The organism is Flavobacterium sp. LC2016-01, assembly GCF_009711135.1.
In the GTDB taxonomy this organism is placed as follows: Bacteria; Bacteroidota; Bacteroidia; order Flavobacteriales; family Flavobacteriaceae; genus Flavobacterium.
This window is the reverse complement of the sequence record NZ_WMIC01000004.1, coordinates 405,959-420,851: the sequence shown is the minus strand read 5'-3', so window position 1 is coordinate 420,851 and position 14,893 is coordinate 405,959. Positions and strand designations below refer to the sequence as shown.

The following is a 14,893-nucleotide window of genomic DNA, read 5'->3' as shown; positions in this document are numbered from 1 at the left end:
AGGTTTGAAGTTGAAATGCGACTTGGCTTGAGCTGATTTTTTAACGCAAAGTTCGCAAGGTTTTTTTACTCAGATTGTGTTTACAAACGCAAAAGAGTGCAAATCTTTGCGAACTTAGCACTTGTAAACATTAGCATTGATAAAAAAACCTTGCGAACTTTGCGTTAAATTTGCGACAAACTGCAACCCTGAGACAAAAATCAAGAAAGATTAATATTCCCCTCAACCCAGTTCAAGGCTTTATTGAAGTTTTCTTTTTTAAATCCGTGGAATTCTCCTGGAACAACAAAACTGAAGCCGTTTGTGAACGTAATAATTTCTTCGGAATCTGTAATTATTGCGGCGCGGTTCCATTTTCCCAAATGTTTCAAACCAAGCAGCGCATCTTCAAGCCACGCCCCTGAGGTAAAATTTTCAAGATCAGTATCGAGAACTAACAAAAAATTGATTTCGTGAGTCTGATTTACCAAGTGTTCAACCGCCGGAACGACCACTTTTAAAAAATCATCTTTTGTTACTTCTGCCAATGCTCTAAATGCGACTACATTATCTGTGGTGTCAATTTGATGTATCATGATAGTATTAATTTTGAATGTTATTTAATATTGAGATTATACAGAAAAAAAGTCTGCATAAAACTCCAATCAAAAATACTTCTTGAAGACCATTTAAGTCTTATAGCATCTGTTAGTATTTTTACAAAATAACAATGTTATTCTCCTAAAAATTAATCAATTGAAAAACTATCGAAGACAAGAAAGCGATAATTCGTTATGTGAATTATCGCTTTAAAATATTATATCTTACTATTGATTTTTGTTTTATCAATTTCATCAATAAAAGGAATTGAATTTTGAATTTCACCTCTTATTGTTACTTGCAGATATTGTTCTAACTGAACAAATTTTGCTGCATTTCGGCCACCAATTACTTTTTTTACTTTGCCGTAAGTTTTAGTCAGCAGTTTATCATAATCGGTTACGTTTTTTAAACTTGCTTCGGTCAATGCTGCCGCTTTTGTATCATCAAGCGTTGCATAATTGTTTCCGTAATCATTTATTATTTGCACTTTTTGCTGTCCTAATGCTTTACGTGAAACCTCATATTCATCGTATATCTTTTGAAATTCAGTTGCTTGAGGTTCTGACAAATTCATATATTGGCGAACTAAATCGGCTTTAGACTTGCCATAAATAGACTGTATAACTTCTACATCTTCTTTTAAAGTCGATTGCGCAAATGATTGTCCAGAGAAAATTATAAGTGCAAATAAAATTATTTTTTTCATGATTTAAATTTTAAGGTTAAAGTTGCTTTATCGCGATTTTATTTTTTAAAATCATAGCTTAAAACAGCTCCTATACCAAATTGAAAAGTAGAGGCATAATCAGTAACTGCCACAGGTCCCCAGTAGTAATCCCAATAGTAATCATATCCAACAGCCGCCGACATAGATTGCAAATAAGCATTAATATTAACTGAGAAAGCTGAATCTGTTTTTATTTTTACACCACCTTTAATTTCCCATGCAAAATAAGTACCACTGCCACTTTGTGGTGATTCAAGAATCGCAATACCGGCACCAGCTCCTAGAAATGGAACTGCTTTTTGAGAACTTGACCCGAAATAATACGTATAATCTGCTAATATATAATTAATAGCACCTTTATCATCTCCGGCATTAACTTGGCCTCCAGCAGGAATACCAAAACCAGGTAATGCAACCTTTGTGTATAAAGGCATATTTGTATCAAGTCTGTTATATTTTAATTCTATAGAAGCGTTTTCCATTATAAAATATTCCAAACCTGCACCATACTCAAAACCATCTTCCACTTTTGCGTATGAGGAATCAAAATCTACTTTGTCCGAAAAGGTATAACCTCCATATAAATTAAGTAAAAATGAACCTGTACTTTGCGCTGACATTGTCAGAGAAAATAAAAAAACAACGAATAATAAGTGATACTTTTTCATAATTTGATTCTTTTAATTTGTTTGTAATTTGGTTTCTTAACTCATAGCATTTCAGATAAAATAAAAAGTCCTGCACATCTTCTCTTCTTACAAGAGTATCTTCTTATTTATCAACAGTATAAACTGCTTTTTTTGATTAAGGTCAAAAGTATTCAAATTGACAAAGGCGGCCTTTAAAATGGAGTCCTATAATGGTTTCAAATTATAATTTGAAACCAAAAAATACTACAAAAACAAAATATGAAGAAAGTTTTTCTAATGGCTTGATGTGATTTTTAACGCAAAGTCCGCAAGGTTTTTTCATCTCAGTTTGTCTACAATAAACGCGAAGTTCGCAAAGCTTTGCGTCCTTAGCGTTTGTAAACACAATCAGAGTAAAAAAACCTTGCGAACTTTGCGTTAAAAAATCAGCCCAAACTGAGTATCATTTCAACTTGAAACCTGAAACTTGACACATCTAAAAAATAGAAGCCTGTCTTTTTCAAGACAGGCTTTTCTAATAAAAAATAAATAAAAAAATAAACTAACTAACACAACTTAGTTATAACCTTGATTCTGTGTAAATTGTTTCGTTACGTCGATTGTTGACTGTGGAATTGGAAACACTCTTCTAAATGGCTGTGAAGCTGATTTAGCAGTTCCTGGTAAATCAAATTTTCCAAAACGAATCATTTGTGGTCTTCTGTATAATTCCCAATACAATTCGAAACCAATTTCATTATATAATTGCGTCGCATCAAGTGATGTAAGTGCTTTTCCTGGTACACTTCCAAACAAAGCTTCTCTCTTTCTGCTTGTACGTAATTTGTTTAAATCATCCATTGCTAATCCTGTACTTCCTTTTCTGAAGTAAGCCTCAGCTCTCATTGTGTAAATTCCACCTAAACGGAATAACGGAATATCAACATTACTGTTTCCATTTCCTCCTTCTGGATCAAATTCATATTTAAAAATACGAGCACCTTGGTTAATTTCGTTTTGAGCAAAAACTGCCTGAGCTGGGTTTTTAAATGTTAATGACGGAGTAAAATCCATTCTTGTAGTTGTACTTTTTTCCATATATAATGGAGAAACTTTAATACGTCCGTTGATCATTTCTAAAGAACCTGATGATAATAAAATTGGTCCGTATTGAGGTCCGTATTCAATTCCTCTATTGAAATGGAACCAAGGCAAATTAGCGCTTTTAGGAACAATATCAGTTGCTGGAACACTTACATCTGTACCATCATTTTTAAACCATGTTCCATCTGCATATTGGTATTTTTGCTGAAATCTTGGGTCATCGTGATTTCCATCCCATGTGGCAAAAAACTCTGGAGTTGTACACGCTGCGTTTGTTCCTCTATTTGCTGCAGAAGTTCTCTGATTACGCTCCATACATACATAAGCAAAACTGTTTGAACCGTTTCTGATGTAATCTATTTTTTGAGAAATTGCAAAAATCAACTCTTTTCCATTGTCATTATCTCTTGCAAAGTTTTTGAAATAATCACTTTCTAAAGAATATTTTCCAGAATTGATCAACAATGAAGTATAATAAATTACACGATCCATATCCGTTCCATTTCCTGAAACTGCAGCTTCGCTAAAATTAAAATTAGAGTTTGCATTAAAACGATCTTTAAAAACAGCACGGTTCAAATACATTGTTGCTAAGAAACCATAAGCTGCTTCTTTAGTAAAACGTCCGTGGTGCGTTTGCTGTTCTCCCATACTTGCTAAATCTGGAATTAAAGCCTCAACATCTAAAATTAATTTATCGATTTGAGTATCTGCTTTTAAAATTTCCAAAGGCGCATTTGGGTTCATCGGATCTCTATACGGTGCTTGTCCAAACACATCTAAAGTCGTATATAAATAATAGTCTAAAAGTCCTTTAGCTTCAGCCAAAAACAATTTTTTCTGCGGAATTGAACTTTCTTGAACCGACTGAATTGCTGTTAACGAACGTGTAATTCCGTTTGTCAATTTATTCCAGTTGTCACCCACAACAGCATTATCTGATTTCCATGTAAACTCATGCATATCTCTCCATTTTCCACCATCTCCCCAGTCACTTCCTCGTGTTGGCAAAATAGCTTCATCAGTTGTATATTCCTGCAAAGAGAACATGCATCCGTGATCCGTAAAAGTTCCGTCTCCTAGTCTATCATAAGCTGCAGCAAGTGCTCCGGCAGGATTTGATGCATTGTCTCCCAAAACCTCGTCTAAAACAACTTCATCAAGATCTGTACAGCTTGCAAACAGCCATATAAACGAGAACAATGCGATTAATTTTATACTAAAAAATGTATTTGTCTTCATAATAATAAATTATAGTTTTAAAGTTGCTCCAAAACTGAACGTTCTAGAAGTTGGGTAAGCAGCATAATCAATACCAATTGACTGGTTTCCACCGTTTGATTTTGGACTGTTGATTAACGGATCAAAACCTGTATAATTTGTAATTGTAACTAAGTTTTGTCCTGTAACATAAAGTGTCAAACCATTAATCCAGTTGATTCCTTTTAAGTCAAAATTGTAACCTACACGCGCTGTATTCAATCGGATAAAATCAGATTTCTCTAAGAAAAGTGTCGATAAAATTGGTGAATTTGTTGCGTTTGCTCCAGACTCATAATAACCTGTTGCTACGTTTCTATCAGAAGCCAAGTTGTTTATGTTTAAAGCATTTAATCCTGTATTATTCAATAAATAACCACCTGTTTGTCCAATGATTGAGAAAGAGAACGTAAAGTTTTTGTATCTCATATCACTGTTGAAACCGTAATAGAATGTTGGCAAAGCACCCTCAATGATGATTCTGTCACTATTGTCAATTTTTCCGTCTCCGTTTTGATCTTTAAAAATATTTGCTCCGTTTGCATCAAAACCAATGTGCTGTAATAAGTAGAAAGATCCAGCTGCATAACCGCTTTTGTAAATATTCGCGTTAACTCCAGATTGTCCTGGTCCTGAAATAGTTCCTGTCAAAATTTCTGAAACTGGCAAGTCTTCAATTTTATTATTCAAAGTCGCACCGTTCAAATCAACATTCCAAGAAAAATCTTTTTTGTCAATCAATTTTGAACCTAACATAAATTCAAAGCCTTTATTGATGATTTTCCCGTCAATATTTGTCCAAATTGTAGTTGTTGGACTCAAAGCCTGAGATGGAACATTCAAAATCGCATCCGTTGTAGTTTTATTGAAATAATCTACTGTTCCATACAATTTATCTTTCCATAAATTGAAATCTAAACCTAAATTGTATTGCGTTACAACTTCCCATTTCAAATCAGGATTTGGTGTTCTGTTTACAGAAACTCCGTTTACCAAATTTAAATCGTTGTATAAATAATATCCATCAGCACCAGAAAGTGAGTAACTTGCCTGTGTAATTTTGTTTTCAACTTCTTGATTTCCTGTTTGTCCCCAGCTCGCTCTTAATTTTAAGTTGTCTACTGCAGTTACATCTTCTAAGAATTGTTCTTTAGAGATATTCCATCCTAAGGCTGCTGACGGGAAATAACCGTATTTGTTGTTTTTTCCAAAACGAGTCGAACCATCCGCTCTCATCGAAGCTGTCAAAAGATATTTATTGTTGAAAGTATAATTTACTCTTCCAAAATAAGACTGAAGCTCATTTTCCTGTGCATATCCTGAAACTCCAGATTGTGTTCCTGCAAAACCAGGATTAATTGCTGGCGGTACACCAACTCCTTGATTTGTGATTCCATCAACACTGAAAGCAGTTCCTGATCTTTCAAATTTTTGATATGAAAATCCGCCTAAAGCTTCAAGTTTATGTTTATCTAAATTCAAGTTATAGGTCAAATAATGCTCAATCAAAGAGTTTCTTGAATCTAAATTATTCTGAACATATTTCCCTTTTGGATTCAAATCGGTTAAGTTTGGAAAAATAGTCGTATTTCTTTCTGATGCAGAACGGTCAAAACCAATGTTTAATTTATATTCCAATCCGTTAACAATTCGTAACGAAGCTTCTAAATTTCCTAAAACTCTCAACGTACGCGTTACATCGTCATAAATGCTCAATAAATAAGCTGGATTATAATGCGCATTCATATTAAAGTTGGTGTAATTCCCATTTGCATCAAAAACAGATCTTGTTGGGTTTGCCATCAAAGTATGAACAATAAGCTGTCCGTTAGAACCTCCGTCATCACTTGTAGGAACTCCATTATCTTTCGTTTCACTTGCCGTAAGATTCATTTTTACTTTCAGACGTTTGTTATCCAAAAACGATTCTGCAGCATTAATTCTTCCCGACATACGTTTGAAATTACTCGTATTGATAATTCCTTCCTGGTTCATCTGTGCAATCGAAGCATAATAATTTCCAGTCTCCGTTTGTTTTGAAAAAGCCAATGAATTATTTGTTGTAATAGCTGTTCTAAAAATCACATCTTGCCAATCTGTATTTCCGCCGTGATCAAAAGCTGGATCTTTAATTGCTTTTCTATATTGGTCAGCATCTAAAACGTCTAATTTGTGAGCTACATTTGAAACTCCTGTGTATGTATCAAAAGTTAAAGTTCCTTCGCCTTTTGAACCTTTTTTAGTCGTAACCAAAACAACTCCATTTGATCCTCTAGCACCATAAATTGCTGCTGCCGAAGCATCTTTTAAAACTGTAATCGATTCAATATCGCTTGTATTCAAAAAGTTCAATGGATTTTTAGCCGATGAATTTCCGAAACCAACATTACTTCCTGACGGACTCACGTCATCATTTGACAAAGGCACACCATCAACAACAAACAAAGGCGTACTTCCGCTTCTGATTGAACCAACTCCTCTAATCGTAACATTTACTCCTGCTCCAGGCTCACCGCTTGTGTTAACCACACGAACTCCGGCGATTTTTCCCTGCATTAAATTATCCACAGAAATATTTACACCTTGCTTAAAACTTGCAGCTTCAAGCTGTGTAACAGCTCCAGTAACATCTTTTTTAGATTGTTTTCCGTAACCAACTACTAAAACTTCACTTAATTCAGCAGTATTTGGTTCTAACTGAATCGTCATAAAAGTTTTTTGTACAGCAACGACTTTATTTTTGTATCCTAAATAAGATACTTCGATTGTTTTTCCTTCTCCAACAGTAATTTCAAATTCACCGTCAAAATTAGAAACCGTACTGTTTGATGAACTTGTTTCAGTGATTGTTGCACCCGGAATTGGCAATTTGTTTTCATCAATTACTTTACCTTTTACTTTAACTCTGTCTACAGCTATATTTGTTGCCACTTTTGGCGAAGCTGTTTTCTGAATCAAAACTAATTTTCCGTTAATGTTGTAATTAAAATTTGCTTTTTTTGAAAGATCGTTCAAAATTGCCGAAACTGTTTCGCCTGCAAAATTTACTGTGTACGTTGTGTTATCAGCAATTACAGCTTGTCCGTAGCTGAATTTATAATCAGTTTGCTGACTTAGTTTTGAAAATATAGAAACAAGAGTTGCTTTTTCTATTTTATTTTCTATTTTTGATTTTTTTACTAAAACTGTTTTACTGTAACCTGTCTGTAAGGTCAGTAAAGCCAGAACTAAAAAGAAAAGACTCTTTAGATTTAAATAAGAAGTTTTAAAATACATGATTTAAGTTATTGGTTTTTTTTACGATACTTAATTTATTCAAAGGCAGTTGTTCTCAGCAGCTGCTTTTTTGTTTTAATCCACTTTTACTATTTCGCCATAAACTTTGAATTTTAGGTTTGTGATATAATTTATTTGCTCTAAAACATTCTCTAATGTTGCGTCTTTCTTGATAAATACCGTTAACGGCGTTGCTAATACGCGCTCATTATCATATTGAAATGAAACTCCATATTTATATTGTAAAATGGTAATAACTTGCTTCAGAGTAGTTTGATTTAAAGTCACATCGGTTGTGTACCAATTCACTAAAAGCGATTTATCGGCCAATTGTTTTGTCAGTTTATTTGATTCGAATAAAGCTTCGTCATTCGGAACCAAATCCACACTCTGTCCTTTCGAACTCACATTCACTTTTCCTGTTACCACGATCACTTCACATTTTGATTTTGACAACTGAATGTGAAATGAAGTCCCTACTACCCTAGTTTTAATTTCTCTTGAAGTAATTATAAAGGGATTTTTTTTGTCTTTAGTGATTTCAAAAAATGCATTTCCTTTTAAAAGAGTAACTTTTCTTTCATCTCCCTCAAATTTTTCAGGATATTGAAATAATGAATTTGCTGCCAGATAAATTTTCGAGCCATCACTTAACTTGATAGATTTGGGAATTGATGATGTTTTAAACGATAATTGCTTTTCGACAGCAATTTCTGGTTTAAGCCAAAAGCCTAAACCGGCAAGAACAAGAATACTGGCAGCTGCTATATATTTTAAATAAGGATTAAAGGTTTTCTTTTTTCCTATTCGAAACTGAATATTATCATATATATCTTGAGAAACTTCTTGAGAATTTCCCATCGAAAGCTCATCCCATTTCGATTTTTGATATTGTGTAAAAGCAAAATCATTAAGCAGATTTTCCTCGGCAATTGAAGTTTTATTTTGTGAACTTTTATCGATAAGATGTTCTAAACTATGTTTAATTCTTTTTATCATAATACTTATTGTTACCTATAAGTACCAGAATCTTGAAATCGTACTATCCAGAAATATTATGAAAACGTCAACAGAAAGTTATCTTAAAAGTTTTTATGAAAAATAAATAAAGGCGCCAGCCAGGCCAAGTCTTTCAAGCCTTCGCGCAATTGTTTTATTGCCGATGAAATTTGGTTTTTCACCGTTTGTTTCGAAATTCCAAGTTCATCTGCAATCTGATCGATTGACATATCCTGAAATTTGTACATTAATAAAACTTCTTTTCTTTTCTCCGGAAGTTGATCCAATAAGGCATAAAGCAAATCCATTAATTCTGGATCAATCGACGCAAAATTGTCAATAATGTAATCTTCAAACTGATCTTCCAGAATCGTCTTGTCAAACCTGTTGTTTTGATAATGCTTAAAAACCTGATTTTTTACCGCGCGAAATAAATACGGTTCAATTGCATTGATGTTCAAATCGTCTTTGCGTTCCCATAAATCAATAAAAACATCCTGCACTATATTCTGAGCCAAGTCTTTATCCTGAGTCATCGTATACGAAAAAGCATTAAGTTTTTTCCAGTATTGCGTATACGTTTGTTCAAAAATTTCAGGGTTCTTCATGGTATTTTTTGGTAGTATTTGGTGATGTAAATTAATAAAATACAATACCAATACTTTTTGTCTGAAAGTTATCTTTAAATTAAATTTCGACTCCACTTGTTTTATTAATACTACTATTTTCGACTAAAGATGACATTTGTTTTGCGATTTCTTTTACTTTAGCTAACACAAAAACCAAGTGCCAAGTTTACTTTAGTAACCTCTAAAAAAAGCAATTCTCTTTTGCTGCGTCCCCTTAATTCAATAATCCTAATTTCATTCAAAATCATGAAACAAATTTTGTTTACATTATTATTTGCTGGAACTTTTCAATTGAGCCATGCGCAAGATGACAATTTAAAAATCAACCAGATACAAGTTATCGGTTCGCACAACAGTTACCGCCACGCCATTGAAACTGATTTATACAATACCATTCAGGCAAAAGATACTACACGTTCGCTAAAAGGATTGCAATACACACACATAAGCCTTACAGACCAATTAAATAAAGGTTTGCGCAATTTAGAAATTGATGTTCAAGGTGATGTTCAAGGCGGAAAATTTGCACATCCAAAAGGTCTTGACATTGTAAAATCACAAGAAGCTTACGACCCAAATGGAGAAATGAAAAAGCCGGGTTTTAAAGTTTTTCATATGATTGATATCGATTTTAGAACTTCTTGCTACACGCTTCAAGGCTGTCTTGCTGAACTAAAAAAATGGTCTGACGCAAATCCTGATCATATTCCTGTTTTTATCACATTAGAACCAAAAGATGATGACAGTTATTTGGGTACAAAAGCAGAGAAATTTACACCTGAACTTTTTGATGCTTTAGACAAAGAGCTTCGTAAAGGACTAGGAAATAAACTAATTACGCCCGACATGGTGCGCGGAAAATACAAAACACTTGAAGAAGCTGTTTTAAACAATAACTGGCCAACGCTGAAAAAAGCAAGAGGAAAATTCTTGTTTCTTCTGGATAATAACGGCGCAAAAAGAGATTTGTACGCATTAAATCACCCGTCTTTAAAAGGACGCGCCGTTTTTATAAATGCTGAACCTGGAAAACCAGAAGCAGCGTGGCTATTTAAAAATAATTCTGAAGATCCAACAATCGCTGATTTGGTTAAAAAAGGTTATTTAATAAGAACCAGAGCAGATTCTGATACAAAAGAAGCCAGAGCAAATGATTATTCTCATTTTGAAGCAGCTAAAAAATCAGGAGCGCAAATCATTTCGACAGATTATTATTTACCGAGTACTTTCTTTAATTCTCCTTATCAAATTAAATATGATGACGGAACTTATGTGAGAGTTGACCCTGTGAATGGTACAAACTAGTTTCAAGTTTTATTTTGTTTCAGGTTTCAGGTTCTTATTGGGACTTGAAACTTGAGATTCAATTTAGTCCCTATGGGACAATTCTAGATGGACGTATATTTTTCCTACCAATATTCGACTCCTAACGGAGTATACCTCGGAGAGGTTTTATATTGGTAGAAATATTATACAGTAACATTTCTAAATTGTCCCATAGGGACTACATTTTTATATAAAGTGTGAAATAAAATTTAACCGCAAAGAACGCAAGTTTTTTTTTCAAAGATTGCGCACATAAACGCGAAGTTCGCAAAGCTATATGGATAAAGCTTTGCGAACTTTTTATATCATAAATCACGCTTAAAAAAACTTTGCGTGCTTTGCGTAAATCTTAGCGTTCTTTGCGGTTAAAATCATTTCATTATAAAACTGAAAACTGCGACTGTGACTGTGACTGAAAAACTATTTAACGCTAATAACTTCACCTGTTTTCAAATCAACCGTAAAATGATCTGCAGGAACTTCATGCATAAATTTATTGAAGATGGTCAGGAACAATTTCATCTGTTTTTGAAGAAGCGTATCATTTGAAGCAACAGCATTTTCTAAAAACATTTTCGATAAAACTTTATATTGTTTTGCTCTTTTCTCTCCAACATCGGCAAGAGCCAATTCATCGGCACTTCTAAAACGGTAAAAATCAATTAAAAGATCATTTCCTGTCCAATTGAAATCTTCTTTTTTGAGATTATTTTGTGCCAAAATTTGTTCCGATTTTGCTTCAGCTTCATTCCATTCTTTTTGAAATTCTGTTTTATTTTTCAGAATAAAATCAAAATCTTTATCGGATTTAATATTTGCTAAAACCAATAAATCCTGAGCCGAAACATTCAAAATAAAAGAAGCAAAATCAGCAGGCCAATCGTCTTTTAAAAAACGAAGACGCACTAATTCTTTCAAATGAAAATCGGTAAAATCATGGTAATTCTTTGTTTTCAGGATATCAATATTCCAAATATCTTTTGTGTTCTGACTTGCTAAAAACTGATATTCCATTTTATACAAATCAAAAAGTTCATCAAATCTCGGAACATCATCAATTGTAATCGTTTGAATATCGACCAAATTATCTTTTTGAATCGTCAATAATTTATAAGCCGGAATATACGCTGCAAGCGACGGCGTTTGAATATTGACTAAAGTATTGCCTTTTGCAGTCGTGCGCATTCCCGTATCATTGATATGCATATGGCCTCCAAAATGAATTTTCAATCCGGCATCGGCAAAAACCTGCGCCACTTCTTCAACAGGTACTCGGTTTAACTGCCATTTGTTTGGACCTAATAATTCTTTAATTTCCGCGGAAGCGTCATCATTAAAATCAATCATCGGAAAATGACTGAAAGCAACTAAAGTTTTTCCGCGAAGTTTGGCTTCCGCCGAGATATCCTGAACCCATTTTATAAGATGTTTTTTATTCGAAAGGACATTATTATAACCCGTACTCGCTTCCGAATAATTTTTAGAATCTTTAGGATCGCCATCGGTTTTCTTCGGAATATAAACATTCCCGTCAATGGCCATTAACCAAAGCCCGTCAATTGGTTCTACGACATAACTCACATCTGGAACTTCAAATCCAGGTGCAACATTATAAACTCTTTTAGTTAATTGCGAAGCTTCGACCGCTTTTTTGAAATCGTAATTTTGAGAAGTGTAATTGGCGAAAGGTGTCGACCAGAATTTGTATTTTTTATTGGGATAAAAACCAAAATTTTTAAGATCTTCTGTGATGCCAAAATAACCCATTTTAGCAATATCGGCTGTTATGACAACTGGCTGTTCGATATTCATGTTTGGCTTATACATGCCGTCTTTGCTAAAAATGGGTTGGCTTTTTCCTTCTTTACCTAAAAAATCTTCTTTACCCGATTCCTGAGCAAATGGTCCAACCGGATCATGATTTCCGGTGGTTATAAAAAATTCAATTCCGTATTTCTTTTGGTACTGATCTAAAATTTTCTGGAGTCCACGCACGTGAATTGGCTGTCCGTCATCCGTGTAATCGCCAGGAAGCGCAACGTATTTTATCTTTCTTTTTGCAATATCTTCAAGAGCGGCGATGAAGGCAAAATAATTTTCATTGAAAATTCTCGTCGAGTGCAACTGCGAGGCCATCGTTCTTATTAACGCATATTTTCCGGTTTTGGTATTCAAAATTCCTTTAAAATCGTTGTCTGAGAATGTTCCGAATAAATCCTGCAAATGAACATCGGATAAAAAAGCAACTTGAACACCTTCTAAATTCTTTTGATTTTGAGCTGAAATTGCATTATTGAAGAGTATTATAAAGAGTATAATTATTGAGGAAGTAAATTTTAAATTCATAGGTTTTAAGCTTTTTCAAAATGGGGAATTTATTAAAAGTAATAAGCAGCAATTTTATCGATTTAATGATGAAATGAGTTTATGTTATTGTTATCGAATGATAATGTTTTTATTGAGATTCTTTTTTACCGCAATCCCGATAACTATCAGGATTGCCGTAAAATTTTCATTATAAAAAAAGGCTGTCATTTCTGACAGCCTTTACATTAAAACCTAAAATTCAATGTATATAAAACCATTATGGTGAATGGTTATTATTATTTTTTAATAAAACGTCTTACTGTTTTTATTCCATCTTTCTCCAATGAAATCAGGTAAATTCCGCTTTTTAAATTAGAAACATTGATGCTGTTATTATTTACTGTTTGTGATGAAACTGTAGCACCGCCTTCAGAATTGATAACGCTTACATTTGCTCCAGAAACTTCTGAACTAAAGAAAAGTGTATCTTCCGTTGGATTTGGGTAAATAGTAACACTTGCAATATCTGTAGGAGTTTCGGCAGTTGGAGCAGCAGATTTTGCAGCTAAACCTGAAGCCGATTTAGTAATTCTAAACCAGTTGATATTTGCTCCTGAAGCTTGAATATAGATTCCGAAGTTATACGTTCCTGCATTTACGTTTACTGTTTGCGAAATAGTCTGCCAGTTTTGCCAACCGCCTGTATTTGGTACATTCACCGCACCAAGCTGAATTGTTCCTGCATTTAAATCAGATGAAATTCTGGCTCCGTTAACAGCACTTGCCACTCTGTATTCAATAACATAATTACCAGATGTTGGAAAGTTAATGTTGTAATATGCCATCCAGTCTCCTGTGTCACAGTAACCTACGTTTAATCCTCCGCCAGTATCGGTAGTAGCTTCTGTTTGAACACCGCTCATTGTATTGTAACTTTCAGCCTGAATTAAAGTTCCGGTTCCTGGAGGATTACTTCCTGTAATTACTTGATTAATTGCAGTTAGTAATGATTTAGAACCTGTTGCATCCTGAGATAATTCCCAAATCATAACGCCGCCTGCGTTTTGAATCGCAAAAGTCGTTTTTGCTTTAATTGTTGGAATTCCGTTATAATAAATCGTGTTTCCAACCTGATCCTGATTTTCTGCTCCCGGATATTGCGCTACGATATTAGCATAAGAAATTCCCTGATTTGCAGATGCTCCAAAACCGTATCCATAAAATGGTAATCCGATAATGGCTTTACTTGCAGGTAAACCTCTTCCTGTCCAATAATTAAATTGATTTACAGCCATACTGTATGGAGAATGCTGTCCCGGATTGTTTGGCTGCCATGGCCCAGTTGCATCATAAGCCATGATATTAATCCAGTCATAAGCCGCAAAAGTAGATGCAGGTACATTTGCACCACCATATCCTTCTGAAAGCGCTGCTGAAATCAGTTTACCATTGGCATGCAATTTATTCGCCAAAGCAATAACAAATCCGCCGTAATCGCCATTGATTGCCGGACCTTCTAAATCTACATCGATTCCATCAAAGTTGTGCGCCACAACATAATCGTAGAGTTTTTGAATAAAAGCCGTTCGGTTTGCGGGAGTAATTAAGTTAAAATAATTGTCGCGAATCGCGCCGCCTTCTGAAACAGAACCTCCTCCAAGGGAAACAAAAACTTTAATGTTTTGAGCATGTGCAGTATTAATAATGGCATTATTTCCAGAATTAAAACTTAGATACCCGTTTGCATCGGGATTTTCGAACGCAATATTAATGTGCGTTAATTTACTGTACTGGATAGTGCCTGCTAAAGCATTTAAATCGACCCAGTTCGGAACGTAAGCGATTACTTTTTTCTGCTGAGCTGCAGCTAAATTAAAAACGCTCAAAACTAAAATAATCATGCATTTCTGCAGCATTCTTCGGTAATTGTTTTTCATAATAATTGTTTTAATAGATTAATAAACTCGTAAATATTGGGGACGGTTATTGAGTTATTTTTTTTTATTTTAGATTTCAGACTTTAGATTTTAGATTTGACTGTTGATGCAATCTAA

General features: G+C 34.1%; 10 protein-coding genes. 1 reads left to right on the top strand and 9 read right to left on the bottom strand.

Annotated elements, in window-relative coordinates:
• Positions 1–200 precede the first annotated feature (200 nt).
• The 7 genes from GKZ88_RS11020 to GKZ88_RS10990 all read right to left on the bottom strand — a co-directional run bounded on the left by GKZ88_RS11020 (position 201) and on the right by GKZ88_RS10990 (position 9,185).
• Positions 201–575 (bottom strand): STAS/SEC14 domain-containing protein, encoded by a 375-nt coding sequence (locus GKZ88_RS11020; RefSeq protein WP_155102428.1) that lies wholly within the window; start codon positions 573–575, stop codon positions 201–203.
• Between the two features lie 221 nt (positions 576–796).
• On the bottom strand, positions 797–1,288 hold the full coding sequence (locus GKZ88_RS11015) for a hypothetical protein (RefSeq protein WP_155102427.1): 492 nt from the start codon (positions 1,286–1,288) through the stop codon (positions 797–799).
• 38 nt (positions 1,289–1,326) lie between these two features.
• On the bottom strand, positions 1,327–1,977 hold the full coding sequence (locus tag GKZ88_RS11010; protein ID WP_155102426.1) for an outer membrane beta-barrel protein: 651 nt from the start codon (positions 1,975–1,977) through the stop codon (positions 1,327–1,329).
• Positions 1,978–2,514: 537 nt separating this feature from the next.
• The gene (locus GKZ88_RS11005) at positions 2,515–4,284 is read right to left on the bottom strand and encodes a RagB/SusD family nutrient uptake outer membrane protein (RefSeq protein ID WP_155102425.1); all 1,770 of its coding nucleotides are present in this window, start codon (positions 4,282–4,284) and stop codon (positions 2,515–2,517) included.
• Between the two features lie 9 nt (positions 4,285–4,293).
• Positions 4,294–7,578, bottom strand: a complete 3,285-nt coding sequence (locus GKZ88_RS11000) for a TonB-dependent receptor (protein ID WP_155102424.1) — start codon at positions 7,576–7,578, stop codon at positions 4,294–4,296.
• A 75-nt stretch (positions 7,579–7,653) separates the two neighbouring features.
• Complete coding sequence (locus GKZ88_RS10995; protein WP_155102423.1) at positions 7,654–8,577, bottom strand: FecR family protein; 924 nt, start codon at positions 8,575–8,577, stop codon at positions 7,654–7,656.
• 83 nt (positions 8,578–8,660) lie between these two features.
• Positions 8,661–9,185, bottom strand: coding sequence for an RNA polymerase sigma-70 factor (locus tag GKZ88_RS10990; RefSeq protein WP_155102422.1), 525 nt, complete (start codon positions 9,183–9,185; stop codon positions 8,661–8,663).
• Positions 9,186–9,452: 267 nt separating this feature from the next.
• Here GKZ88_RS10990 and GKZ88_RS10985 point away from each other — a divergent pair, with 267 nt between their 5' ends.
• On the top strand, positions 9,453–10,511 hold the full coding sequence (locus tag GKZ88_RS10985) for a phosphatidylinositol-specific phospholipase C1-like protein (protein ID WP_155102421.1): 1,059 nt from the start codon (positions 9,453–9,455) through the stop codon (positions 10,509–10,511).
• Between the two features lie 441 nt (positions 10,512–10,952).
• Here GKZ88_RS10985 and GKZ88_RS10980 read toward each other — a convergent pair whose 3' ends face one another.
• Positions 10,953–12,878 carry a metallophosphoesterase gene (locus tag GKZ88_RS10980; protein ID WP_155102420.1) on the bottom strand — a complete coding sequence of 642 codons (1,926 nt, stop codon included), beginning with the start codon at positions 12,876–12,878 and terminating at the stop codon, positions 10,953–10,955.
• A 257-nt stretch (positions 12,879–13,135) separates the two neighbouring features.
• A complete protein-coding gene (locus tag GKZ88_RS10975) occupies positions 13,136–14,776 on the bottom strand; it encodes a glycosyl hydrolase family 18 protein (protein WP_155102419.1) in 1,641 nt (546 codons plus the stop codon).
• Between the last annotated feature and the right edge of the window lie 117 nt (positions 14,777–14,893).

Bases quoted from the DNA above. Each gene is read 5' to 3' on its own strand.
- GKZ88_RS11020 (WP_155102428.1), bottom strand. From the start codon at position 575: ATGATACATCAAATTGACACCACAGATAATGTAGTCGCATTTAGAGCA.
- GKZ88_RS11015 (WP_155102427.1), bottom strand. From the start codon at position 1,288: ATGAAAAAAATAATTTTATTTGCACTTATAATTTTCTCTGGACAATCA.
- GKZ88_RS11010 (WP_155102426.1), bottom strand. From the start codon at position 1,977: ATGAAAAAGTATCACTTATTATTCGTTGTTTTTTTATTTTCTCTGACA.
- GKZ88_RS11005 (WP_155102425.1), bottom strand. From the start codon at position 4,284: ATGAAGACAAATACATTTTTTAGTATAAAATTAATCGCATTGTTCTCG.
- GKZ88_RS11000 (WP_155102424.1), bottom strand. From the start codon at position 7,578: ATGTATTTTAAAACTTCTTATTTAAATCTAAAGAGTCTTTTCTTTTTA.
- GKZ88_RS10995 (WP_155102423.1), bottom strand. From the start codon at position 8,577: ATGATAAAAAGAATTAAACATAGTTTAGAACATCTTATCGATAAAAGT.
- GKZ88_RS10990 (WP_155102422.1), bottom strand. From the start codon at position 9,185: ATGAAGAACCCTGAAATTTTTGAACAAACGTATACGCAATACTGGAAA.
- GKZ88_RS10985 (WP_155102421.1), top strand. From the start codon at position 9,453: ATGAAACAAATTTTGTTTACATTATTATTTGCTGGAACTTTTCAATTG.
- GKZ88_RS10980 (WP_155102420.1), bottom strand. From the start codon at position 12,878: ATGAATTTAAAATTTACTTCCTCAATAATTATACTCTTTATAATACTC.
- GKZ88_RS10975 (WP_155102419.1), bottom strand. From the start codon at position 14,776: ATGAAAAACAATTACCGAAGAATGCTGCAGAAATGCATGATTATTTTA.